This is a genomic window from Nocardia altamirensis NBRC 108246 (genome assembly GCF_001612685.1).
Taxonomy (GTDB): Bacteria; Actinomycetota; Actinomycetes; order Mycobacteriales; family Mycobacteriaceae; genus Nocardia; species Nocardia altamirensis.
In genome coordinates this window covers 1-22,936 of record NZ_BDAY01000004.1, presented here as the reverse complement: position 1 = coordinate 22,936, position 22,936 = coordinate 1, and the positions used below count along the sequence as shown (strand labels likewise).

Below are 22,936 nucleotides of genomic sequence, written 5' to 3'. Positions count from 1 at the left end.
GGCTGGTCTACAGCGACCGTGCGATGAGTTCTTTCATGATTTCGTTGGTGCCGCCGTAGATTCGCTGCGCGCGTGAATCGGCGTAGAGCTGCGCGATCGGGTATTCCCGCATGTAGCCGTAGCCGCCGAACAGTTGCAGGCAGCGGTCGATGATTTGGCATTGAATGTCGGTGACCCAGTACTTCGCCATCGATGCGGTGGCGGTGTCGAGGGTTCCGGCGAGGAACTTCTCGACACAGTCGTCGACGAACACCCGCGCCACCCGTGCGAGGGTCGCGCATTCGGCCAGTTCGAATTTCACGTTCTGGAAGCCGAACAGCGGCTTGCCGAATGCGTTGCGCTCCTTGGTGTATGCGAGCGTCAGCTCGACGGCGAGCTCCGCAGCGACCACACCGACGACCGCGATCTCGAGGCGTTCCAGCGGCAACTGCGTCATCAGTTGGACGAAGCCCTGACCTTCCTTGCCGCCCAGCAGATTCGCGGCGCGCACCCTGACCTCGTCGAAGAACAACTCCGCGGTGTCACCGCTGTGCTGGCCGAGCTTGTCGAGGACGCGGCCCCGCCGAAATCCCGTGCAATCACGGGTATCCACCAGCAGCAGCGACACCCCGTGCGGTCCGGCGTCGACGTCGGTCTTCGCCGCAACGAGGACGAGATCGGCGGAGCCGCCGTTGGTGATGAAGGTTTTGGCGCCGGTGATCACGTAGTCGTCGCCGTCACGGCGCGCGCGGGTGGACATGTTCGCCAAGTCCGAACCACCGCCGGGTTCGGTCATGGCGATCGCCGCGATGACCTCGCCGGTGGCCATCGTCGGCAGCCACGCCTGCTTCTGCTCTTCGGTGCCGTATGCCACCAGGTAGGGCGCGACGATCCCGCTGTGCACGATGTTGCCGAAGCCGGGCTCGCCGATGCGGGCTTGCTCCTCCAGCATGATCAGGTCGTGGGCGGCGGTGCCGCCGCCACCGCCGTACTCCTCGGGTACGGCCATGCACAGCAGGCCCAACGCGCCCGCCGCTTTCCAGAAGTCCCGGTCGACGTGCCGCTGCTCGGCCCATCGGGCCATGTTCGGGCTCGCCTCGCTGGCGAAGAAGGATCGTGCCGTCGCCCGTACTGCGACCGCGTCTTCGCTCGCCGACCACCTCGATGTGGCCGTTGCGTTCTGCATGAATAGCTTCCATTCCTGGTATCGACTTGCCAGGTCGGCGATTGCCGACGGCACCTTCGACGTGCCAGCCGTTCGCGGCTCGGGCAGCGCCCCGGCTTGCGTCTCTGCTACCCGCAAAGTGAAACAGTCCGATCGTACTGTTGTCAACACCTGCGATGATGCAGCCATGGCACGCACGGAAGGACGTCAACACAGCGATGCGGCACGCAGCCACCAGACCCGCGAGCGCATCCTGCGCGCCGCCGTCGACTGCCTCATCGAGGACGGCTACGCCGCAACCAGCATCGGGGCCATCCAAGCCCGCGCGGAAGTCTCGCGCGGCGCGCTACTGCACCAGTACCCGAACAAGGCCCACCTGCTCGTGGACGCCGTGCGGCATCTGACCGATCAGCAGATGCGTGAAGCCGCCGACAACGCGGAAACAAAAGCCACTGAAGAGGATTGGACCGACATGCTGTGGCGCAGCTTCGCCACTCCATTGTTCGGCGCCGTCCTCGAACTATGGGTAGCCGCCCGCACCGACACCGAACTGCGCGAGGCATTACTGCGCCATCAGCGGGAACTGCACGACAACATCCGCGCGACCCTCGTCAGCAACGTCGAGGGCGCCCCGGAGAACCTCGACACCGTTTTCGAGATGACCCTCACCTACTTCCGCGGCCTGGCCCTGACGACCATTCTCAGCACCAACCACCGCGACAAGTTGCTCGCCGACTGGCGCCGTACCGTGCACGCCATGCTCACCACAGCAACGACTCGCTGAGCTAGCAGGACTCCGTCCAAGCATTCGATCATCGGCACAGGCGCGTGAGCTCCTGCCTTCCAGCAGGCAGAGGATCGTCAGCAGGGGCATCGCGCGATAGCCGGATACTTGTCATGCGCCGTCCGACCGCGGTCAAGACTGTCGGCAATCGTCAAGTGCGCCAACGCACCTGGTTTTGTCGCTCGCGAGCGGCGTCAGGTGAGGGTGATGGATTGGATCATATGAGAAGGGGTGAGGCCGAACATTTCGTGCACCACCCGATTGAGGTGTGCGCCGTCAGTGAATCCGGCGGCATGCGCCGCGTTGGTGAGAGTGTCTCCGGCGCGGGCGATCTCGGCGGCGCGGAGCAGCCGAGCCCAGCGCACATATGCGGGAAAGGACAGCCCCATGTCGCGGGCGAAGAGCCTGCCGAGCCGATCCGCAGAGATGCCGACCTCGGCAGCGATATCGCCGACCCGGACCGGGCCGTCGGCGAGCACGGCCGGAATCAAGGTGATGGCGGCGCTGACACAGGGGTGCGGGGCTGTCGGGCCCGGCGCCGGGCCGAGCAAGGCAGCCAGCAAAGTGGACGGGCTGAGATCCGCACCGGTCGGCAGGTTCTGGGCTGCGATGGTCCACGCGGTGACCGACGTCCGGTCGATCGGATCGATGCGCGCGACGGCCGCCCGCGCGGCCGGAGAGGTGGGGTCGAGGTAGATCATCACCCCGGTCACTGCTCCGGCCTGGACGTGATGACTGACGCCGGACGGGATGATCGCCGCGCGTGCGTGCACGAGTTCGCCTGCGTCATCACCGAATTCGACCTCGCCGTCGAGGACCGCGGTGATCTGCACGGCGGCATGACTGTGCGTGTGCGCGTCACCCAGGCTACCTACATAGGTCAAGCGACCGGGTTCGATCGCCAACGATCCAGACCAGTCCATGTACCAGAGCCTATCGGCGCGGTGATCGAACGCTGGACGGGTCACATATTCGCCGAATCGGTACAAGCCGCAGGTGCCGACCGTGTCCAAGACTGCTCACATGACTAGTTCACTCCTGCGGTACGGGTACGTGCCGTTCATGATTCTGGGGATCGGCGGCGCCGCATTGGCGCTCGCCCACACTCCGGCGGCGCCGCTGTGGCTGCTGCTGCTCGTGCTGGCCGGGGTGGGGATATCCTTCGCGGTCGAACGGATGATCCCGTACACCGGGGACTGGAACACCTCGCACAACGACGCGGGACGTGACGCGATCCACGGCGTGATCAACGAGGGCGGGTTGTTGCTCACGGTGTTGGTGGTGCCGATCGCCGCCGCGCTGTCGCCGTTCGAGTCGTTCTGGCCTAACGCCTGGCCGCTACCGGCACAGGTGCTGCTGGCAGTACTGGTCACCGACTTGGGAATCACATTGGTGCACTTCGCAAGTCACAAGATCGGCGTGCTGTGGCGGTTTCACGCCGTCCACCACAGTGTGCGCCGCTTCTACGGCTTCAACGGCCTCATGAAGCATCCGCTGCACGGTGGTGTCGAACTGCTGGTTGGCACGCTGCCGCTGCTGATTCTCGGCATGCCCGCCGTGGTGGCCGAGGTGCTCGCGGTGTTGATCGCGGTGCAGTTGCTACTGCAGCACTCCAACGCCGACTACCGCGTCGGCCCGCTGCGCTACGTGCTCGCGCTCAACGAGGGCCACCGCTTCCACCACCTCAAATGGGCCGGCATCGGCGACGTCAACTTCGGCTTGTTCACCTTGATCTGGGATCACCTGCTAGGCACCTTCTCCTTCGATCCACAGCGCCGGTTCACCAGCGACGACCTCGGCATGGCCGCCAAACCGAACTACCCCGACGCCTATCTCGCTCAACTGGCCGAACCGTTCCGCCGTAGCGGCGCCTGCACGTTCACCGACACACCCCAAATCCCCGCAGCGGAAAACCGCGCCGCAGAGTTGCCCGCGACCAACCGCTGACCGCCGTGTGCCGTGTCGCCGACCAGCTCACCGACCTGCCGCGCGCCGAGCGGGCGTTCCGCGGCCGAGTGTCCTGCATGTAGCCGATACCGCGCGCGGATTGTGCCCGACAGAATGAGCATCAGATTCGGTGCGCGTGGCGCCGGGTGCCCATCGATCGGCAACCGATAGTGCGGGCAATCGTCGGATCCACCATTACGGGTCGATCACCGCGGCGGGAAGGTACTCGATGGGGACCGCTGAGTTCGACAAGTGGGGGCGGCTTCGGAAGGTCGAAGTGTGGGTGGAGGGCCGCTCGGCGGAGGAGAACGCAGCCCTTTATGACACCACCTTCGAGGCGACTATGCGGCACGCCCGCGCTGTGCGTCGGTCGCCCTGGGTTTCAGGATCGTTCTATCTTGTTGTCGTCGTGACGGTGCTGGCCGTCCTTCTGGTCGTCACACGGGTGGCTCCCCCTTGGGCAATTTTCCCGGTTCTGGTCGGAGGGGTATTGCTGCTGGCCGTGGTTGGCGGATTTCAACTGAGACAAGACGACCGCCTGAGCGAAAAGAACTTCCTCGCGTTGATGGCGCTCGCGCTGGGCAAGCTCCCCGCGTTGGTTCGCAACGGACGCGCCGGCACGGTGATCACGGCCGAAAGGGTCGAGCCCGCCAATGACCCGGGCAATGAGGGGAATGAACACAGCGGGCCCGGGGCCTAAAACCTCTATCGCTCGGCAGATTTCCGGCTAGGCGACGGTCAGTGCAGGGTGGTGGCGGCGCATTGCTTCCAGGACGGTCTCCAGGGGGACGGGCAGGGTCCATGCGGAGATCGCGGCGGGGCTGTAGCCGGATGCGCGCATGAATCGACTGGTGGTTCGGACGAACCACGGCAGTTGCGCAAGGTACGTATCCGGGTGGTGCAGAACGAATTCGAGGATTCGTTGCCCTTGCATGCGGTTGAGGCGGACGCTGTCGATGTCCGTCCACAGAATACGGCCCTGGTCGACGTGTTCGATCCCGTCGGAGGTGATGATCAGTTCCGGGCGTCGCCCGATCAATCGAGGAGCACCGACGTAGATGCAGAAGCCGGAGCACGCAACTAGGACGGCACCGAGGACACCCCGCACAAACGAGACGTCGTTGACGGTCAGCAGGACACCGACCAGGGCCATGACCGCGATGAAGACGAGCACAAGTGCAGGCCCTTTGGGTGCGTAGTACCTGGTGGCAGGTAAGTCATCGATATCCACGAGCGCTGAGAGTAGCCAACTTTTGTGCAGTGTTCCTCCACACTCGGGGCGGTTCGGAACACCGCCCCGCTGCGGTGGCGGGCGCAGGCTCGAACCCCTCACTCCTGCAGGGTGATGGCGGCGTCGATGAGTTCGGCGGTGGGGTAGCTTCCGTCTGCGCAGTAGAGGCCCCAGTTCGTGCTGAATTCGGCGGGGCCGGGCTTGAATGGGAAGGACATCGTGTTCGGGATGTCGATGGTGTAGGGGTGCGCGGCGCCGTTGCAGGGGATCAGCACCATCGTCTTCATAGCGAAATCACTTTGAATTTCACCCTGCCGCAGCATGCTGCTCCTCAAGCTGTTGGTGCGGCCGCCGGTGCAAGTAAAGGTGCCTTTGATCGTCACGCTGCCGTCGGCGTTGAGGCGCTGGGTTTTGTCGACGGTGAGGCTGGGGGACGAAGCCGCTGTGGCCGGTCCCGCCTGCAGGACCGTGGCAGCGAGTGCCACTGCGGCGGCGACGGCCAGTTTTCCTGGGATGGTGGTCCACCGTTCGGTGGTCCGGAAATATTCGATCATTTCACGACTTCCTTTGTGCAGGAATAGAAATTCGAGGATCCAGACCATGATTGGGGCCGCCCTCTGCAACCGTAGAAGCGCCACCCCGGACGAACTACTCTCAGTTGCTTTCTGTGCCAAGCGAATACATTACCGACTTGGCTGATATCGTTGACGCTGCGTGGAATAGATTGTGTACCAATATCTTTCCGCTAATCCCCGATTATTTCAACTCGACTTCACGGCACTGCGCCGACTGCATCGAAACCCACTGCGAGCAGCATCAACGGTCGACTACATAACGACACACGTGGTGACTGCTCGACTTTTCAACCTCGAATGAAATGCAATGTCACTACATCGGCAGGATCCGCACAAAATGTTCACTTTCCCGCAACCACGAGTGCTACCACCTCTAACGCAGTGGGACACAACGAATCTCACGTGGAAGCGCCGACTGCCGCGACACTCCATGAGTGTCTCGAGGCGATCCGTTCGCCCTAGCCCAGTAGCCTGTGCCGGTGGGGCCAATGGACAAAACTCTGGGAACAACGACGCGACCAGGCACTGCACTGGCAGCGGTCACTGTCGTCCTGTTCGTCACCTTCCTCGACACCACTGTCGTCAGTGTCGCGCTCGGCGATATCCGGCGCGAACTCAGCGCCGACGTGACGTTGCTGCAATGGGTGGTCAACGCCTACACCGTGGTCTTCGCCAGCCTCATGCTGGCGGGCGGTTCGCTCGGTGACCGCTGGGGTCGCAAACGAGTCATGCTCATCGGATTGGTGATCTTCTGCGCCGGATCGGCGATCGCGGCGCTTGCGGCCAGCGTGCCGGTGCTCATCGCCGGTCGCGCGATCATGGGCTTGGGCGCGGCCGCGTCGGAACCGGGCACCCTTTCGGTGTTGCGACACATCTTCCCGGATGACCGCAAGCGCGCCAAGGCGATCGGCGTGTGGGCGGCGGTGTCCGGACTGGCGCTGGCGGCCGGACCGGTACTGGGCGGGGTGCTGGTCCACGCGTACGGGTGGCGCTCGATCTTCTGGTTCAATCTGGTGATCGGGGCGGTGGCGCTCGTTGCCGCACTGTGGTCCGTCCCGGAAAGCTCCGATCCTGGCCTCGGTCCCGTCGACTGGGCCGGAACCCTGCTCGGCGCACTCTTTCTCGGGTCGGTGATCTACGCTGCGATCTCCGGCGAGGAAAAGGGCTACTCCGCGCCCTCGGTGCTCGCACTGTTTGCGCTCGGCGCGCTCGCGTTCGCCGCTTTCGTCGTCGTCGAAACACGGGCTCGCGCACCCATCTTCGACTTTCGATATCTGCGCATACCGGTGGTGCGCGGTGCGCTGGTGGTCGCCTTCGCCGTCTACTTCGGCGTCTTCTCGATCTTTTTCTTCACCGCGCTGTATTTACAAGTGATGCAGTCGTATTCGGCGGCACACACGGCGACGGTCTTCGTGCCGATGGCGGTCGCGATCGTCGTCGGATCACTGGCCGCCGGCGTCTGGGTGGCGCACCACGGGGCGCGCACCCCCATGATCATCGGTTGTGTGGTCGGCGCGTGCGGGATCCTGCTGACCCGCCATGTCCTCGCAGGCCCACTGCACGATCTGCCGCTGGCAGGAGCGATGGCGGTGGCCGGGTTCGGCTTCGGTATCGCGGTAGTGCCGTTGACCTCGGCCGTGCTGTCCGGAGTGGCTCCGGAGCAATCGGGTATGGCTGCCGCAGTGACCAATACGATGCGCCAAGTCGGTTCGGCCGTCGGTGTCGCCGCGCTCGGAGCAATGGTGAGTGCGTACCTCACCTCGGATCTGAAGGCGCGGATGACCGAATTGGGCTTGCCGACCGCACTGCAACCCACCGCCATCGACGCCGTCGAACGTGGCCGGATACCCCCGGGTGTCGACGTCACCCCGTATCTCGCATACCTGTCGAAGGTGTCCGACGTGCTCAACACCGGAAAGGCGGCGTTCCATCACGGTCTCGATGTGGCACTGCTGGTTTCGGCGTTGTTGATCCTGGCGTCGGCGGCTTTCACCGCGATCGATGCGGCATGCCACCGAGCGGACTCCACCTGACGCCTGGGCAGACTCACCGCTCGTCGACACCGCCGAGCACCGGTTTCACATCGATGACCGGCGTACCATCGAGAGCTTCCAGATCACGGACGGTCAGCACCGGTCCGTCCACGTCGACAACCGTAACCCGGTGCAGACCAACCGGATTCGGCCGATGTGGCGAACTGGTCGCGAAGACTCCGGCGGGCGGCCTCGCCCGGCTGCAGCGCGGATACACCACCAGTACCGCACGGTCCGCGCGATGCAGCCAGGTCAGCACCAGCACCTCGCCCCCGGCACGCAGACCCACCGCGGCCTCGATCAGCTCCGCGCGCAGGCGGATTCGCGCGATCGGCGCTCCCCCGTCACCCTGCTCCGGGGCCGCTGCCCCGTCGATCTCCACCCAGCCGACCGGGGACACCAGATAGCCATCGTTCACGGCTGACGCAGCCCGATCACGTACAGTGCTTTCGCCTTGACCAGGTTGGTAACGGGGTACACGATGGTCTGCAGTCCGTCTGTCACATTCGCTCCTTGTTCGTTCCAGTGGGGTTCTCCGGCTGTCCCTCCGGTGACGACTACTTGACCGGCCCGAACGGGAAGATGTGACACATGGACCAGAATTTCCTTGCCGAGCGCTTCGAGGAGCACCGCACGCACTTGCTTGCGGTGGCCTACCGGATCCTCGGCTCGGGCACCGAGGCCGAAGATGCGCTGCAGGAGGCGTGGTTTCGGTTGAGCCGTTCCGATACCGCCGAAATCGACAACCTCGGCGGCTGGCTGACCACCGTGGTGGCCCGGATCTGCTTGAACGTGCTGCAGTCACGCAAGGTCCGCAACGAGGAACCGCTGGCGGATCACGAACCCGCGGACATCGCGACCGATCCGGAAACCGAAGCGGTGCTCGGCGATTCGATCGGTCTCGCGCTGCTGGTGGTGCTCGACACCCTCGCGCCGCCGGAGCGGCTTGCCTTCGTGTTGCACGACATTTTCGCGGTGCCCTTCGACGAGATCGCCCCGGTGGTCGGCAAAACGCCTGCCACCGCACGGCAATTGGCGAGCAGGGCGCGGCGGCGCGTGCAGGGCGCGCGAGCCGCCGCTGACCGCGACCGCCAGCGTCAGGTGGTCGCCGCGTTCCTCGCTGCCGCGCGCGGCGGCGATTTCGAAGCGCTGCTGACCTTGCTTGACCCGGACGTGGTGCTGCGGGCGGACGCCACCGCGGTGGCCACCGGCGCGGTCGCTGCGTCCGGAGCCAAGGCGGTCGCCGACACCTTCGCCGGTCGCGCCAAGGCCGCGCGGCTCGCACTGATCGACGGCCGCTCGGGTCTGGTGTGGACGGTATCCGGCACTCCCCGAGTGGTTTTCGACTTCACCATCTCGGACGGCCGGATCGTCGCAATCGATCTGCTCGCCGACGTGGACACGATCGACCAGCTGGAGCTGCGGGTGTAGCGCTGAAGGAATCGCCTTACGCCGGTACAGTTTTCGAGCTGACCGGGGCGGCAACCGCCTGTGGTCGAGTCCAGCGCCGGATGATCATCCCCGAGGGGCACGCTCATCGGCGGTGGCAAGCGCCGCCGCCAGCGTCGCGGCCAATCCTGCGGCACCGGCCGCGTCCAGATCACCGTCTTCGCCTGTCGTGACGACATAGCGTGTCGCGCCGCGCTGTATCCCTCGCCTGTCGCGATAGTCGGCGACGAGCAACATCACCGTCCCGCACGCGGTGCCGGGAATCGCGAATGTGCGCCAGTGACAGCGCATTCCGCCTGCACCGACACCGTCGTCTTCCCACGCGTGGTCGGCGGGACGCTCACACCAGTGTGGACAAGGCGGTGACTGCTGAGCGGGCGGACGAGGATCGGTGCCGCAATCAGCGGGTGCGGGCGTGGCGGGAATGGAGTCACCGCCGGTCAGCACGCCCACGACCTCCGTGGGCGCGGGGAACCAGCACGCCCATGCCTGCTCCTCGCAATTCACGTTCGATGGTCTCGGCGGCCACATGATTACCTGCGGCGTGCAACTCGTTGATCCGAGCCGCAATTGCCTCCATGCCGTGTGTCGCCGCGATCTCCCGCAAGTCGTGCGGCATCGATGGAGGTCCGAACTGCAACCGCAGTTTGACAGGTCCAATACTTGTAGACATCGTCGAAGCCAATCTTTCCTGGACTGTAATGCAATTCGACCAGTGCGCTCCTACTGGTCGGATCCCCTCCTCCCGATCAGCGCCGCGCGGCTGCTCGAATTCGGCGATCAGCTGAGTGTGCCGAGAGTTGTCGCCACCGCATCTCGAAGAATGGGGAATCTTCAATGGCGCGATCGGTTTCCACTCCCCCGAGGTCATGCTTGCCCCCTTGCGCATCGCGACCTCTACCCCACTCGCCCTTCCACTCCTGTCAAAGGAGCTGAAATCAAAATTATCGATGATGGTCAAAGCTTGTGCACCGAGAGTAGGCGTCGTCAGGAACACAGTCAACCCACATCAATAGCTTTACAGTGCACGTTTATCGATGCCAGTGGTTTGCCACGGATACCGGAGCAGCCCAGTCGATGTGATGGTCGGTGAGCCAGTCGGCGGTGTTGGCGGTGCGGCCTTTGAGAAGTTTGAGCAGCACGTGATCGCGGAGCAGGCCAGGTATGCGACCGGCAGGCGTGGCGGCTTTGCTCATTCGCGCACTGGTGACCATGGCACGTGCCACCCGGGGACGACGCAGCCGATCGTAAGCGGCGAAAGCGGTTTCGATGGTCGGCAGATCGCGCAAGCATTGCGCCAGTACAACGCTGTCTTCCATCGCCATCGACGCACCGTGGCCTGCCTGGGGTATCGCCGCGTGGGCCGCGTCGCCGACGACGATCATGTTCCGCGTGTGCCAGGCGGGAAGCTTGGGCAGGTGATAGGCCGTGACCGCGACAACGTTGTCGGTCGACCGGATGAATTCGGCGGCGGGCGTGTTGTCGCCGGCCACGCAATCGATCGCCTGCTGTTGCCAATACTCCGCCGCGGTCACCCCGTCCTCGGAGTTGCCCCTTTGTGGCCCAGGGATATTCGTGAACCACCAGGTTTGCCCGTCCGGGTCGGTGATGTAGACGAAAGCAACGCGGCGGCCGTAGACGATGCGATAGGTCGCCGGCTCGGTCGGTACCGGACTGTGCCGGGTATATCCGCAGACCATCGTGTTTCCGGTGTACTGCGCTTGGGGTGCGGCCGCGTCGATGAGGCCACGGACCGTTGAGTGCGCCCCATCCGCACCGATAAGTAGCTCGCCCTCGCTCTCGCTGCCGTCGTCGAAGGCAGCCACCACCCCGCCACCGGCGGCGCTGGTAGCCGTGATCAGCCGTTTCCCGTATTCGATACGCAGACCACGCCGGATAGCCTCGTCCCGTAGAACCCGATACAGCTGTGCCCGGCTGAGCGTGCGCGGGCCGACGCCGTGGCTGCCGCCCATATTGCCCTGTCCCAGAAAGCGACCCGTCTTGTCGTAGGCCTCGGAGCGTTCCGCGGCGAACGAACAGTCGAGTACGGGCTGGTCGGCCTCGAGCGTGCGAAGAACATCCATGCCATTGGCGAAGAGGGCGAGAAACGCACCCACATCATCGGCGCCGTGCGGATATGCCTCGTACACCACGGATTCGATGCCGGCTTTCTGTAGCGCCATCGCGGTGACCGGACCGGCGATGCCACCGCCGATGATGAGCGCCTTTGTCATGATTCGTCCCTCTGTTGGCTAGCTTTTGACGTGGCCGGTTGTCATGGCGGCAGTGTCTGTCGTCATGTCGGCCTTTTCGGGAGTTCAGCGTGCTGAGGCGCCTACAGGAGGCAATGCACTTGCGAGCGTGAGGAGTTCGCTGACGTCAGCGTCGAATCCGTCGGTTGCCGGGCTGGCGATCGGCACGGCAGGCCCTTCGACATCGATGCCTGCGGCGCGGGCATGCAGCGCACGCCGCAGTTGCTGCGCCAGCTCGGCGGGCGTTTCGGCGCCTCGCTGATCGTCGCCGCGGAGATGGGCGACGTAGGGGCTGATGCGGACCAGCCCGTCCCGGCATTCGATGACCCGCCGGTAGAAGCGACGGTGCACCCCGGTGAGGCGGAACCTGTCCAGCCGAGGGTCGGTCGGCACGCGGTTGGTCAGCGCGTCTTCCGGGAATTCGGCGTGCAGCAGCGTCCACAGCGGGGCAAGGTCTCGGTATGCGCGACGGTGGCGCAACCAGATCCGCGCCGCGGCCACTCTGGTGACCGCGGCAGGCAGCGTGATCCCGAGGAAGAACAAGCCACACCCCGGCAGCAGCAAGACGACTGCGGTCAGCTGAATGGCGGTGGGCAGGTTGATGTTCGCGAAGAGCAGTGCGCCGTTGAGCACGAAGATGACGCAGACGACCACCAACGTCGCCGACCCCGCCGTGGTGATCAGCAGCGCGCGCCGGAACCACCCCGCGGCGTGGCGCACCGCGCGGCCGGTCGAGACTGCCGCGGTCACTTCCGCATAGAGCATGAAGGCGTTCGCGGCGGTGTAGAACAAGGCGATGCTGGCCACGCCGCGGGCGGCCGGATCCTGGTACGAGGACAGGCGCGCGCCGATGAGCCGCATGTCGGCAGGCATGATCACGGTCGCGACGAGCAGCACGATCAGCACGGTGACCAGCACCAGCGCTTGCCGCTTTGCCCGGACGGCGGCCCGTCGTTCATCGAGCAACGTGAACGCGAAAAAGCACACCATGCAGTACGCACCGGTCAGCACGAGCACCTGGCCGATGAATTGCCACCACATCGGATCCAACCCCAGGAAAGCCTCGCCCTTGACGGCCTGGAGGATGCAGGGCAGGTTCCCACTCCAGCACGCGACCATGGCGGTGATCCAGCGCAGCCGCACGTCTCGCGGTCGGCGCACCACGAGCGACAGCATCCATACCAGGGCGGCTGCCTCCAGCCACGCCACGATCGGTATCAGGGTCACAGCCAGCCCAGCCTGTCGTTCAGTGAGGATCCGAGACGCCGTACCGATTCGTCCGATACCAGCTGCGGCGTGACCCGGTCCAGCACCGACGCCCACTCCAGGATGATGGTGGCCACCGTCTCCGCCTCACGTTCCTGCGCGGAGTCATACGAGGTGCGGCGCAGCGCGCGACGCACCGCATCGGGCGGTAGGTCGCCGCCGCGGAACAGCTGCGCCGAGAACGACTCGTCCTCCTGCTCGCTGCGGTGACCGGCGAGCAGATGTCCGAGCTCGTGCAGAATGATGTGGTCTTGGTGCGCTTTGGTGGTTTCCTGTTGATAGAGGATGTAGTCGGCTCGTTTGGTGGTGATCCACGCACCGAACGGACCAGGCACGATGATCGGGTGCGGCACCAGCCGAATCGGTTTTCCCCGTTGCTCGCCGACCCGTTCACACAGCGTGGTCACATCCAGCGGTGGCCGGATATTCAAGTCGTTGAGCAGTCGGCGACAGCGCCTGCGTAACTCCCGCTCGGTCATTCCGCGCCCCCCTTGGTCGCCGATGAACCTCTGGCAGTACGGATACCGTGCTGACTCAGTTGTTGCCGAATTCGCTGCGCTGGCTCAGCCGGATGTCTCGCCACGTTCAGCCTGTTCCAGGCGATACACCACATCCAGCAGTTCCATTACCTGCCTGCGCCTTTTACTGGATAACTCGCCTGCCCGCAGCGCCATCATTTGCGCTTCGCTGCTTTCGGCGATCTCGGCGAGGCGGCGCTGCTCGGCCCGTAATTCCGCCAACCGTTCGCCAACCTGGTCGGTGACCGCTTCCTCGAAGAAGTAGGCGGGCGGCACACCGAAGTAATCCGCAAGCGCCTGCACGTGCCGCAATGTCGGATTGACCTTGATGCCTTTGCGTAGCTGCCAGATGTAGCTCTGCGATATCGGCACGCCGTCTGTGGTGATCGCCGAAGCCACCTGCTCGTTGCTGTACTCGCGGCCCTCGGCCGTAGTCACTGTCGCGAACAGGCAATTCAACTTCTCGGCGAAATCACCGCCCGCGGGCTCCCCCCTCCGTTCGCCCTTGTGCATCACACCCTCCAGGACCGAGCATCGTGTTTCGACCCCAATCAATCGTTCTCGAATCGAGGCTGTCGACGATGGTTGAAGCGCTGTGGTACGAGATTAAACTTCTTGGCAATGTGAGTCAATCCACATACCACGCGGCGCACCGCGGCCAAATCGGCTGGGCCGTAGCCCTTCTCGATCAGGCGGGCAGGCCTGCCCGGTAACCGGGCTGGTCGGGCGCGTGCTCACCGCCAAGCCGCATGGCCATGAATTTCGATACCCGTTGCCGATCTACACCCACTCGGTGAGGCGGACGACGAGGCCGTTCGGGTCGCGGACCTGGAAGTATCGTTCGCCGGAATTTTCGGCCCACTGCGAGTAGGCGAGTGGCGTGACGATGTCGACGTTCGCTTCTTGCAGACGGCGGTATTCACCGTCCACACCGTCCACGACCATGACGATGATCATGCCTTTGCTCAGGGCGCCCGCCACCGAGGGCGGCTTGAAGTCCGGGAGCCCGACCCGCAGGAAGGCCAGTCGCAACCCGGCCTGCGTGTGGGAGACCACGGCCAGGCCGTCGTCGGACATGGTGTGCGTGAACTCCAGCTGATCGACCAGAAAGTTGGCCGACGCGTCCGGATCGGGGACGTTGAGCATGATGGCACCGGCAAGGACGTACACCCATCGCCTCCGCTCGTCTGCTCGATCTGAAGACCATCGATGTGCACAACCCGCAGGTGAGGAGTATTTCACGGGTCCGAACAGAGCTTATCCGGCCGCCTTCCGGAAACGCCGCAAGCATTCGAAGGGAGTGGCGCGATCGGCGCCGCCACCGTGATCATCGACGTTGATCCCGAGAACATCAGCGCCGTCCTCGTCGATAGTGGGGAAGAGTCGTCTCCTTCGGATATCCACACCGTCTACTCGAGATATCCACAACTGGCACTCCATCGTGCTGAGCGGCCGCGGCCCGCTAATAGATCGAAAGTCGAGCAGCCAATCGCGGTACGCCATAAGCACTTCCCTTCGTCGCTGGTGGGACAGGGTTTTGCCGAGCAAGGAGAAGGCCCGCGAAATCGAGTTGAAGTACCGAGCCTGGGGCTGAAAGATATAGATACGCAAGCGGATTGGCCTGTGCGACAATTCCTGCGACTCCCACGAGGGGGGAAAATCCATTGCTAGAGAAGGTATTTCAACGTGCTTAGATCCAGCAGAGCAGCTGTCACCACCGTGGCAACGCTCAGCGCGCTCGCTGCGGCGATCGCGGTCGCCGCGCCTCAGGCAGCGGCAGATGTCAGCGTCCGTGTCAACGCAGGACAGAGCTTCGGTAGCTCGGGCGGCGCCATCGGCACCGGCTGCGCCTACCCGATCACCGTGTACTCGGAACCCGGCAAGGAGCTCTTCCTCGTCGACATGATCGGCGATGACCAGCGGTCCGCGAAATGGGAGACGTTCCGCCCGTATCGGGTGGTCACGGATGCCTCGGGGACGGCGTACTCCACGTGGACCCCCAACAGGAGGGGGCCGCTCAAGATCGTCGTGCTCGAGGCGTCGGCCGACGACGAGGACGCCTTCGATGCATGGGTCCCGCGCAATACGACGAACGTGGGGACCGGCATCAACCTCGGCCCCGCTTGCGCCGTCTTGCCGTAGTCGTTTCGCTGCAGACCGGTGTGTTGTCCACGGCCGAACGCCGGACAACACCCGGTCTGTCTCGCGTTCGGCCACAAATGAACTGACCTGCCGCGCTCGCGTGACACCAGCCGCCAGTGCGGCGCTTAGGCGATACTGACGACATGTCACGCACGGACATCCCTGAGCCACCGGACGCACCTCGACCCGAACTGGATGCCCGACCCGACTGGCAGCGGACCTATCACGTGTGTTTCCCGGTCGCCGCCGTCGTCGGCACGCAACGATGGGTCCTGCGGATCAACGGCTTTCCGGACCACCCGCTGTGGACACTGTTCGTCGACGGCGTCCGACGATTCGATCTCGAAGGCTCACCGCCGGGTTGGGTGCTCCCCGCCGCCGACGCCGCGCCACCGATGGATATCGACCTCGCGCACGACATCATCCAACCGGTGGCAAGCTACGAGGCCTACGGCAGCGAGATCGGCGATCCGTGCGACGACCCGGTCTGCTGCCCATAACCACACCCCACCGCGCGTGGTACTGCGTTCGGGCAGACGGGATTCCGAATCCGCCGGAGTCGGCACCGCCGTCGGACGCATCGCGATAGTGTGAGAGCTGGCGCAGCCCACCGAACTGCCTCGATGAAGCAGCAGGCAGTCTTGCCGAAGGGGAGGGACCGTGCAGCCAGATCCGCAGTCCGAGTTCGGTTTCATGCCCTTGTGGCCCTTCCGGAGCGTGGCGGACGCTGTCGACTGGCAGACGTCGTATCGCACGAGCGGCGCCGAGGACTGGCATCTCGATGCCGACCTGACGGCGCTCACGTTCACCAGGGAGTTCCTCGGTCACGTCACGGTGAACAAGGTGGTCCGCGGCACCGAACGCAGTGGCGTCGGCGGCCGCGAGAGCATGGTCAGCGTCGGGTTCGACGCGCCGAACGGGGCGCCGATCACCGCCGCCGTGCTGCACCTGGTCCGCATCGGCGCAGGCGATGATGCGCCATGGGAAGTCGTGGGGAGCAAGGGCGGCACGCTGTCGGTGGACACACCCGAGTACGGCGCGACGGTGACCTCGCCCGTCGAGATCGGTGGCCGGATCACCGGCGTCGATGAGAATCTGAGCGTCCAGATCCGAGTCCAAGATCTGGCCGAGCCGGTGGGTCAGGTGTCCGGTATCGCAGCGGGCGGCACCGACGAGCCGTGGTCGACGACAGTCACTTTCACCGCGGAACCAGGCAGCGTACTCACTATCGCCGTGTCGACCGGCGGCCATATCGCCGAAGTCGAGCACTTCGCGATCACCGGCGTCCAGCACTGAACCCGGCGGCGCGCGATCGAGATCCGCCACGCCCGACGTCGGCAACTCCCCGTCAGCGCAGGCGAATTCGAGGACAGCTGCGACGGGTCGTCGTACGGTAAGGGTGTGGTGTGTGAGGACTACGCCGCGCCCACCCGGTGGGCAGAGCGGTGACCCAGCTGATCGACTTCTCGGCCGCACTCATCGAGCCGGCCGACATCAGGGCGGCCGGATTCGCGGGCGTCGTAGGCTACTTCTCGGAGTCACGCCCCGGAACGAACTTCGGAGCGAAACCACTGCGCCGCGACTACTGTGACCGGTTGCGCGCCGAGGGCCTCGAGATCGTCACGAACTATCAGTACGGAAAAGGCCCGACCGCGGACTGGCGCGGCGGCTACGACGGCGGCGCGCGCCATGCCGAGACGGCGCTGCGCTTGCATTTCGAGGCGGGTGGGCCCGGCTATCGGCCGTTGTACGCACCGGTCGACGACAACCCGACCCTCGACGAGTGGAACTCGCTCATCGCACCGTTCCTGCGCGGGTGGGCCTCGGTGGTCGGTCCGGAATGGACCGGCGTCTACTGCAATGCCCGTTGCATCGACTGGGCGTTGGAAGACGGTGTCGGCCAGTGGTTTTGGCAGCACAACTGGTCCGGTGACCCGTCCATCAACGGTGATCATCCGGCCGCGCACATGCATCAGATCGAGATCGATCAACGCGAAATCGGCGGTGTCGGCATCGATGTCAACAACGTACTGAAACCCGATTACGGACAGTGGTCGGCAGCACGCGACCCGGCCACCCCGGTCTCGCCGATCAGCAGGGAAGACGACCAGACCGGCATCAGTCCCAACACCTCGTCGCGGGGTGGCGCGCCGGTGCTGTGGTTCCTGCTGCACACGCAGGAAGGCAACGGCACCGCCCAATCGTTGGCGAACTATCTGCAGAACCCGAATTCCGGTGTCTCTTACCACTACACGGATGACAACACCGGCACCGTGATCGACGTGGTCGACACCGATCGGGCGTCCTGGTCCGTGCTCGGCGGCAACTCGCGGTCGATCAATCTGTGCTTCGCCGGATCGCGGGCGGCCTGGTCGCGGGACGAGTGGTTCGCGCGGATGCAGCGCGGAATCGACTGTGCGGCATGGCTCGCGGTGCAGGACTGCCGCAAGTACGGGATGCCGATCCGCACCATCTCCCCGGAGGAATTGGGCCGCGACGAGCGCGGTGTCGCGGACCACAATGCTTATACGATCGGCAAGCGCGACGGCTCACACACCGACGTCGGCCCCAACTTTCCGTGGGACTACCTGAACGACAAACTGGCGGAATACGGCAACTCGTAGTGACGCGCGGTCCGCCGCACTGTGTTTCGGAGGGTCGGATGCTGAATCGGCGAACAGTGTTGGCCGGCGGCGCCGCGCTCGGGGCGGCACTGGCCGCTCCGGCACTCACCGGCTGCGATACCGATGCGAACGCGTTGACGTTCTTCTTTCAGGCCGCACCGGCCGAGGCGCAAGTGCGCAGACAGATCATCGAGGCATTCGGCCGGTTGCATCCGGATATCGAGATCCGCGTACAGCTTTCGGGCCCCGACCCGCAGCAGCAGATTCTCACCTACTGCGCGGGCGGCAAGTGTCCAGACATTCTGATGCAGTGGGAGTCCTATTCGCGCTTCGCCGCGCTGGGCGTCCTGCAGGACCTGAACGTCATGCTCGACAAGGACCCCGCCTACGCCGCGCAGTTGCGTGCCGACAGCACCCCGAATCTGTACGAGACCTTCACCTTTCAGGGCGGGCAGTATGTCCTGCCCGAGCAGTGGGCCGGAATCTTCCTGTACTACAACAGGAAACTCTTCGACGAGGCCGGGTTGGCGCCCCCACCGGCGCGCTGGGCGGACGCCTGGACCTTCGACGAATTCCTCAACGCCGCACAGGCATTGACCAAACGCGACAGCAGCGGCAAGACCACCCGGTGGGGACTCGTCGACGCCTGGCCGGTGCCGCGCTGGTCGGCGGCGATCTTCGGGATGAACAACGGTGCGTCCTTCTTTACCCCGGCGATCGACCCGACCAGAACGAACATCGACGACGATCGCTTCATCGAGGGATTCCAGTTCTACGCCGATCTGTCGGTGCGCCATCGCGTCGCCCCGCTGCCTGCCGACCTGCAATCCCAGTCGGCCCTCGACCTGTTCATTCAAGGCAAGGCCGCGATGGTGCTGACCGGGCACTGGCAGTACAGCGGCTTCCTGGCCATGCCCGACCTGGACTTCGACGTCACCGTGCTACCGGTCGGCCCGCACGGTCAGAGCGCCAAATCCGATATCGGCACAACCGGGCTCGGCATCGCCACGTCCAGCCCGAAGAAGGACCTGGCGTGGGAGTTCGTGAAGTTCGCGACCGGGCCGGAAGGACAGAAGGCGGTCGCGGCATCCGGATTGTTCGTTCCTGCGCTGAAGTCCGCCCGGCAGTCCGCCGAATTCGCGCAGTCGCACACCAGGATTCGCAACATCGAGGTGCTGACCGACGGGCCGGACAACTCCAATCATCTTCCGGTGAGCCCGCGCTGGCCGCAGGTCGACGCCGCCTTCACCCGGTTCGCCGACCGGGTGCTGCGCGGGGCAGCGCCGGCGTCCTGGTTCAAGAGCGGACCCGCTGACGAACTCAACCGGCTGCTGGCAGGGACAGTGTGACCACGCGCTCGCACGGCAGCAAAGACGCGACCACCGAGCAGCGGAGGTCAGGACTGACGCGCCGCAAGGCGACGGCCGGTCGCACCTTCATCGCGCCGAACCTGGTGGCGGTGCTGGTTTTTCTGGTCTTCCCGCTGGGGCTGTCGCTGTATCTGAGCTTCCATCACTGGAATATGTTCAGCGCGCCGGAATTCGTCGGTGCCGCGAACTATCGCCGGTTGTTCACCGACGATCCGCTGTTCTACATCGCGTTGCGCAACACCGTGCTCTTCACCGTCGCCACCGTGGTTCCCACCGTCGTCATCAGCCTCGCGGTAGCCGCGGCATTGAGCGGAAAGGTCAGGGGAATCGGCTTTTTCCGCAGCATCATGTTCATGCCGCTGGTCGCCTCCACCGCGGCGATCACCGTCGTGTGGGGCTTCATGTTCAATACCGAAGGCGGGCTGTTCAATACGATGCTCGGCTGGATCGGGCTCGGACCGGTGCCGTGGCTGGTCGAACCCGGCTGGTCGCTGGTATCGCTGTGCCTGGTGAGCATCTGGAAGAGTGTGCCGTTCGCCGCCGCCGTGCTGCTCGCCGCGATGCAGGGGGTGCCGAACGATCTGTACGAGGCCGCGCGCATCGACGGTGCCGGTGGCTGGCAGCGGTTCCGGTCGGTCACCCTGCCGCTGGTCCGCCCTGCCCTCGGCTTCGTCTTCGTCATCTCGATCATCAACTCGTTCCAGGCGTTCGACCAGGCCTACGTGCTGACCGGCAACTACGGTGGGCCGGAAACCGGGACCTACCTGTTCGGCATCATGCTGTTCCAAAACGCGTTCACCTTCAACGATCTCGGTTATGCGTGTGCCCTGGCGTGGGTCATCTTCGCGATCCTGCTCGCCCTCACCTATCTGCAGCTGCGGCTCGCACGGACCGAGGAGACCTGACCGTGGCCGCCACCGCGAAATACCTGCGCGTCATCGCCCGCCGCACCCTGCGCGGACTGCTGGTGTATGTCGTGCTGGCGGCGATGGCCTGGTGTGCACTGCTGCCCATCCTGTGGGCGCTGGCGGGATCGCTGAAACCGCAAGGCGAAATCACCGGCACGTCGCTCGTCCCGACCGACCTGCACTGGTCGAACTACCGCCTCGTCTTCGAATTCGTGCCGTTCGAGCGCATGTTCCTCAACACGGTGCTGTACGCCGGACTGGTCACCGCAGGGCAGGTGTTCTTCTGCTCGCTCGCCGGATATGCGTTCGCCCGCTTGCCTTTCAAAGGCCGTGACGCACTGTTCCTCGCCTACCTCGGCACACTCATGGTGCCGTTGACCGTCACCGTGATACCGCAATTCATCCTCATGCGCACCTTCGGATGGGTGGACAGCCCGCTGGCGATGATCGTGCCCGGCCTGTTCGGCAGTGCCTTCGGCACCTACCTGATGCGGCAGTTCTTCCTGACCTTGCCCGCCGAACTGGAAGAAGCCGCCATCCTCGACGGCTGCACCATCTGGCAGACGTACTGGCGGGTGCTGCTGCCGCACACCACTCCTGCGGTCATGGTGCTCGGCGTGCTCACCTGGGTCACCGTCTGGAACGATTTTCTGTGGCCGCTCATCATGATTCAGCGCGACAGCATCTCCACCCTCAACCTCGGGCTGGTGTGGATGAAAGGTCAATACACCGCGAACTGGCCGGTGTTCATGGCGGCGTCGATACTGATGCTGGCGCCGATGCTGGTCGTGTACGCGCTCACCCAGCGCGCCTTCGTCCGCGGCATCGCCACCACCGGGCTCGCTGGACGGTGAAACTCGGTGGGCCGCAACCGGTCAGACGCTCAATCCGCTCCACTGCGTCACGGTGTACGGCCGGTGACCCAGCTGCCCGTCCCACGCACTGATGAGCACCGTCAGGTTCGTCGGGCTCTCGCTGCCGGGATGGATGTAGCCGCCGTACAGGAACGGCTGTGTCCGTCCGAAGAACCAATGCGACGGTGGCCACCAGGCATTGGCGACGACCTGAGTTTTCGGGGCAGTCCACACCTGGTCGGGTCGCGGGGCGGTGCGGGTTCGAATGCTGCCGTCCGACACGTCGAAATAACACATGACGTACAGGTCGCCGATCCGTTTCACCGAGAACTCGCCGATCTGGTTCTGTGGGCCGAACACCGACGAAGGACCGGCCTGATCGGCCGGAACCCACCGCCATGAGCCGTTCAGGTACGCCCAGTGCTCCCGCGCATCGAGCAGGCCGTTGAAGAAATCGCCTGGCCGGTAACGGAACAACTGGATCTGCCCGCGGTCACTCCGGTAGAAGTGGCTGCCGTTCCACGCCTTGCTGAAGATGTACAGCAGCCCGTCGGGGTCGACGCCCGCGAAACTCCACATCATCTCCAGGCTGCCGTTGCTGCCCTGCGCATCGCCGGGCCAGTGCCGATCGAAATCCTGCCAGGTCGCGCCGTTGTCGTCGGAATAGGCGATGCCGGACATGAGCGAACCGTCGGTGGTGGCGCCCGCCTTGATCCACTTGTGCACCGAGGTGTACTGAATGAAGATCCGGCTCCGCCCGCCGACGGTCAACGTGATCGCATCGTTCGGAATCCGCGTCACCTCATGCCCGAAACCGTTGTCCGCGTGATGCTGATAGTCGAACAGTTCCGCGCAGGTCTCCGGCGGCTGGGACGCCGTAAAGAAGATCGGGGTGTTTCCGGACCGGTCGAACTCGGCCTGATACAGCATCAACGGACACCCGGCGTACTCCCCCGCAGCCCCCTGCCCCCGAAACGTGTCCCCGAAGACATACCCCCACGTCCCGTCGTACCGCAGATAGGGAATACCGAGATCACTCGACCCCAGGCCGAACCGACTGGCCGAATCCCCCGCGATGTCAACAAGATACGTCCCACTCTGCAACCTCGCCACACTCCGCGGCATGGGCTCCTCCATCAGCATGTCGACCCCGATAGCCCCCTGGCTGGACCCGAACCCGACAGCACAGCAGGCAACGTCACCCCCGATCATCCCAGCCCACCCACCCAACCAAGACCGAAAACCCCGATCCCGGAATCGCTGATCTCGATGAGGCCAGATCGGCCTCCCGGGTTCAGGGGTTCACGTTCGCATCGGGCCGGTAGGTGTAGTGAATGAGCCCCTTCTGGTACTTGCCTATCTTGTCGTACAGGGCGCGAGCTGGGGCGTCCTCGAGCGTGTTCCAGTAGAGGCCCGGGAAGTTGTGCTCCTTGGCGTCCTGTGCGACCCACTTGATGACGGCCGTCGCGACACCTCGCCGACGGACTTCCGTGTCGACGAACAAGTCCGCCAGATAACAACTTCCTGGCGTACCAGACACTGGCGTGGAACACGTAGTGCGCGATGCCGACCATCCTTCCGTCCAACCAGGCAACGATCCCGCGTACCTGCTCGTCGTCGAGCAGGCGTCGCCACGTCCGTTCGTAATCGTCGTCGCTGCGTTCGACCTCGAAGTACGTGTCTTTGCCTCGGGCAAGCACTTCCCAGCGGGGACGGTCGGGTTCGGTCAGGGGTCTGATCTCCACCACGGAATCCATCCTGCCCCACGGTCAGGTGGGTGGTCGGTGGACATCGGCGGCCCATAGCCGTCGACACCATTCAGGAGTTGGTCGCCTGATC

At 64.7% G+C, this 22,936-nt stretch carries 26 protein-coding genes; 12 read left to right on the top strand and 14 right to left on the bottom strand.

Going from position 1 to position 22,936, the window contains the following annotated elements; translation table 11 throughout:
- Positions 1-7 precede the first annotated feature (7 nt).
- On the bottom strand, positions 8-1,165 hold the full coding sequence (locus NA11_RS01905) for an acyl-CoA dehydrogenase family protein (protein WP_069159977.1): 1,158 nt from the start codon (positions 1,163-1,165) through the stop codon (positions 8-10).
- On the opposite strand from NA11_RS01905, the gene NA11_RS01900 reads away from it, so the two are divergent.
- The gene (locus NA11_RS01900; RefSeq protein ID WP_167837533.1) at positions 1,146-1,928 is read left to right on the top strand and encodes a TetR/AcrR family transcriptional regulator; all 783 of its coding nucleotides are present in this window, start codon (positions 1,146-1,148) and stop codon (positions 1,926-1,928) included. The genes NA11_RS01905 and NA11_RS01900 overlap by 20 nt on opposite strands.
- 194 nt (positions 1,929-2,122) lie before the next feature.
- Here the strand turns inward: NA11_RS01900 and NA11_RS01895 are convergent, their stop codons facing one another.
- Positions 2,123-2,851, bottom strand: a complete 729-nt coding sequence (locus NA11_RS01895) for an AraC family transcriptional regulator (protein ID WP_069159976.1) — start codon at positions 2,849-2,851, stop codon at positions 2,123-2,125.
- A 100-nt stretch (positions 2,852-2,951) separates the two neighbouring features.
- On the opposite strand from NA11_RS01895, the gene NA11_RS01890 reads away from it, so the two are divergent.
- Together NA11_RS01890 and NA11_RS01885 are read left to right on the top strand one after the other, a co-directional pair.
- The gene (locus tag NA11_RS01890; RefSeq protein WP_069159953.1) at positions 2,952-3,875 is read left to right on the top strand and encodes a sterol desaturase family protein; all 924 of its coding nucleotides are present in this window, start codon (positions 2,952-2,954) and stop codon (positions 3,873-3,875) included.
- A 229-nt stretch (positions 3,876-4,104) separates the two neighbouring features.
- On the top strand, positions 4,105-4,575 hold the full coding sequence (locus NA11_RS01885; protein WP_069159952.1) for a hypothetical protein: 471 nt from the start codon (positions 4,105-4,107) through the stop codon (positions 4,573-4,575).
- A 27-nt stretch (positions 4,576-4,602) separates the two neighbouring features.
- Here the strand turns inward: NA11_RS01885 and NA11_RS01880 are convergent, their stop codons facing one another.
- Positions 4,603-5,106, bottom strand: a complete 504-nt coding sequence (locus tag NA11_RS01880; protein WP_141717339.1) for an STM3941 family protein — start codon at positions 5,104-5,106, stop codon at positions 4,603-4,605.
- Positions 5,107-5,204: 98 nt separating this feature from the next.
- Complete coding sequence (locus NA11_RS01875; protein WP_141717338.1) at positions 5,205-5,708, bottom strand: DUF6299 family protein; 504 nt, start codon at positions 5,706-5,708, stop codon at positions 5,205-5,207.
- 461 nt (positions 5,709-6,169) lie between these two features.
- Between NA11_RS01875 and NA11_RS01870 the strand changes: the two genes are divergently transcribed.
- Positions 6,170-7,714, top strand: coding sequence for an MFS transporter (locus tag NA11_RS01870; protein WP_069159950.1), 1,545 nt, complete (start codon positions 6,170-6,172; stop codon positions 7,712-7,714).
- A 13-nt stretch (positions 7,715-7,727) separates the two neighbouring features.
- On the opposite strand, the gene NA11_RS01865 is transcribed toward NA11_RS01870, so the two are convergent.
- A complete protein-coding gene (locus NA11_RS01865) occupies positions 7,728-8,132 on the bottom strand; it encodes an SAM-dependent methyltransferase (protein ID WP_141717337.1) in 405 nt (134 codons plus the stop codon).
- A gap of 173 nt (positions 8,133-8,305) precedes the next feature.
- Between NA11_RS01865 and NA11_RS01860 the strand changes: the two genes are divergently transcribed.
- Positions 8,306-9,145, top strand: coding sequence for a sigma-70 family RNA polymerase sigma factor (locus NA11_RS01860; protein WP_069159949.1), 840 nt, complete (start codon positions 8,306-8,308; stop codon positions 9,143-9,145).
- An 84-nt stretch (positions 9,146-9,229) separates the two neighbouring features.
- Here the strand turns inward: NA11_RS01860 and NA11_RS44565 are convergent, their stop codons facing one another.
- The 7 genes from NA11_RS44565 to NA11_RS01825 all read right to left on the bottom strand — a co-directional run bounded on the left by NA11_RS44565 (position 9,230) and on the right by NA11_RS01825 (position 14,369).
- The gene (locus NA11_RS44565) at positions 9,230-9,616 is read right to left on the bottom strand and encodes a hypothetical protein (RefSeq protein ID WP_141717336.1); all 387 of its coding nucleotides are present in this window, start codon (positions 9,614-9,616) and stop codon (positions 9,230-9,232) included.
- Positions 9,594-10,166, bottom strand: coding sequence for a hypothetical protein (locus NA11_RS44560; protein WP_141717335.1), 573 nt, complete (start codon positions 10,164-10,166; stop codon positions 9,594-9,596). The genes NA11_RS44565 and NA11_RS44560 overlap by 23 nt, the downstream gene beginning before the upstream one ends.
- A 28-nt stretch (positions 10,167-10,194) precedes the next feature.
- Positions 10,195-11,397, bottom strand: a complete 1,203-nt coding sequence (locus NA11_RS01845) for an FAD-dependent oxidoreductase (protein WP_069159946.1) — start codon at positions 11,395-11,397, stop codon at positions 10,195-10,197.
- Positions 11,398-11,481: 84 nt separating this feature from the next.
- Complete coding sequence (locus tag NA11_RS01840) at positions 11,482-12,642, bottom strand: MAB_1171c family putative transporter (RefSeq protein ID WP_084653942.1); 1,161 nt, start codon at positions 12,640-12,642, stop codon at positions 11,482-11,484.
- On the bottom strand, positions 12,639-13,160 hold the full coding sequence (locus NA11_RS01835; RefSeq protein ID WP_069159945.1) for a hypothetical protein: 522 nt from the start codon (positions 13,158-13,160) through the stop codon (positions 12,639-12,641). The genes NA11_RS01840 and NA11_RS01835 overlap by 4 nt, the downstream gene beginning before the upstream one ends.
- A gap of 84 nt (positions 13,161-13,244) precedes the next feature.
- Positions 13,245-13,712 (bottom strand): helix-turn-helix domain-containing protein, encoded by a 468-nt coding sequence (locus tag NA11_RS01830; RefSeq protein WP_069159944.1) that lies wholly within the window; start codon positions 13,710-13,712, stop codon positions 13,245-13,247.
- A 267-nt stretch (positions 13,713-13,979) separates the two neighbouring features.
- Positions 13,980-14,369, bottom strand: a complete 390-nt coding sequence (locus NA11_RS01825) for a VOC family protein (protein WP_069159943.1) — start codon at positions 14,367-14,369, stop codon at positions 13,980-13,982.
- Positions 14,370-14,885: 516 nt separating this feature from the next.
- Here NA11_RS01825 and NA11_RS01815 point away from each other — a divergent pair.
- The 7 genes from NA11_RS01815 (at position 14,886) to NA11_RS01785 (ending at position 21,097) form a co-directional block, all read left to right on the top strand.
- On the top strand, positions 14,886-15,341 hold the full coding sequence (locus NA11_RS01815; RefSeq protein WP_141717334.1) for a hypothetical protein: 456 nt from the start codon (positions 14,886-14,888) through the stop codon (positions 15,339-15,341).
- Positions 15,342-15,484: 143 nt separating this feature from the next.
- A complete protein-coding gene (locus tag NA11_RS01810; RefSeq protein ID WP_069159940.1) occupies positions 15,485-15,841 on the top strand; it encodes a hypothetical protein in 357 nt (118 codons plus the stop codon).
- A 217-nt stretch (positions 15,842-16,058) separates the two neighbouring features.
- Positions 16,059-16,637, top strand: a complete 579-nt coding sequence (locus NA11_RS01805) for a Gmad2 immunoglobulin-like domain-containing protein (protein ID WP_245745664.1) — start codon at positions 16,059-16,061, stop codon at positions 16,635-16,637.
- Positions 16,638-16,786: 149 nt separating this feature from the next.
- Complete coding sequence (locus NA11_RS01800; RefSeq protein ID WP_069159939.1) at positions 16,787-17,965, top strand: glycoside hydrolase domain-containing protein; 1,179 nt, start codon at positions 16,787-16,789, stop codon at positions 17,963-17,965.
- A 38-nt stretch (positions 17,966-18,003) separates the two neighbouring features.
- Positions 18,004-19,314 (top strand): ABC transporter substrate-binding protein, encoded by a 1,311-nt coding sequence (locus tag NA11_RS01795; RefSeq protein ID WP_069159938.1) that lies wholly within the window; start codon positions 18,004-18,006, stop codon positions 19,312-19,314.
- 53 nt (positions 19,315-19,367) lie between these two features.
- The gene (locus NA11_RS01790; protein WP_069159971.1) at positions 19,368-20,240 is read left to right on the top strand and encodes a carbohydrate ABC transporter permease; all 873 of its coding nucleotides are present in this window, start codon (positions 19,368-19,370) and stop codon (positions 20,238-20,240) included.
- 23 nt (positions 20,241-20,263) lie between these two features.
- Complete coding sequence (locus NA11_RS01785; protein ID WP_245745667.1) at positions 20,264-21,097, top strand: carbohydrate ABC transporter permease; 834 nt, start codon at positions 20,264-20,266, stop codon at positions 21,095-21,097.
- A 21-nt stretch (positions 21,098-21,118) separates the two neighbouring features.
- Here the strand turns inward: NA11_RS01785 and NA11_RS01780 are convergent, their stop codons facing one another.
- Complete coding sequence (locus NA11_RS01780; protein WP_069159969.1) at positions 21,119-22,222, bottom strand: glycoside hydrolase family 183 protein; 1,104 nt, start codon at positions 22,220-22,222, stop codon at positions 21,119-21,121.
- A 169-nt stretch (positions 22,223-22,391) separates the two neighbouring features.
- Entirely contained in the window at positions 22,392-22,601 is a 210-nt protein-coding gene (locus NA11_RS46250; RefSeq protein WP_245745662.1) for a GNAT family N-acetyltransferase, read from the bottom strand.
- Positions 22,602-22,936: the final 335 nt, after the last annotated feature.

Coding starts and splice junctions, on each gene's coding strand:
- NA11_RS01905 (WP_069159977.1), bottom strand. CDS start 1,165: ATGCAGAACGCAACGGCCACATCGAGGTGGTCGGCGAGCGAAGACGCG.
- NA11_RS01895 (WP_069159976.1), bottom strand. CDS start 2,851: ATGGACTGGTCTGGATCGTTGGCGATCGAACCCGGTCGCTTGACCTAT.
- NA11_RS01890 (WP_069159953.1), top strand. CDS start 2,952: ATGACTAGTTCACTCCTGCGGTACGGGTACGTGCCGTTCATGATTCTG.
- NA11_RS01885 (WP_069159952.1), top strand. CDS start 4,105: ATGGGGACCGCTGAGTTCGACAAGTGGGGGCGGCTTCGGAAGGTCGAA.
- NA11_RS01875 (WP_141717338.1), bottom strand. CDS start 5,708: ATGGTCTGGATCCTCGAATTTCTATTCCTGCACAAAGGAAGTCGTGAA.
- NA11_RS01870 (WP_069159950.1), top strand. CDS start 6,170: ATGGACAAAACTCTGGGAACAACGACGCGACCAGGCACTGCACTGGCA.
- NA11_RS01860 (WP_069159949.1), top strand. CDS start 8,306: ATGGACCAGAATTTCCTTGCCGAGCGCTTCGAGGAGCACCGCACGCAC.
- NA11_RS01845 (WP_069159946.1), bottom strand. CDS start 11,397: ATGACAAAGGCGCTCATCATCGGCGGTGGCATCGCCGGTCCGGTCACC.
- NA11_RS01835 (WP_069159945.1), bottom strand. CDS start 13,160: ATGACCGAGCGGGAGTTACGCAGGCGCTGTCGCCGACTGCTCAACGAC.
- NA11_RS01830 (WP_069159944.1), bottom strand. CDS start 13,712: ATGCACAAGGGCGAACGGAGGGGGGAGCCCGCGGGCGGTGATTTCGCC.
- NA11_RS01810 (WP_069159940.1), top strand. CDS start 15,485: ATGTCACGCACGGACATCCCTGAGCCACCGGACGCACCTCGACCCGAA.
- NA11_RS01795 (WP_069159938.1), top strand. CDS start 18,004: ATGCTGAATCGGCGAACAGTGTTGGCCGGCGGCGCCGCGCTCGGGGCG.
- NA11_RS01780 (WP_069159969.1), bottom strand. CDS start 22,222: ATGCCGCGGAGTGTGGCGAGGTTGCAGAGTGGGACGTATCTTGTTGAC.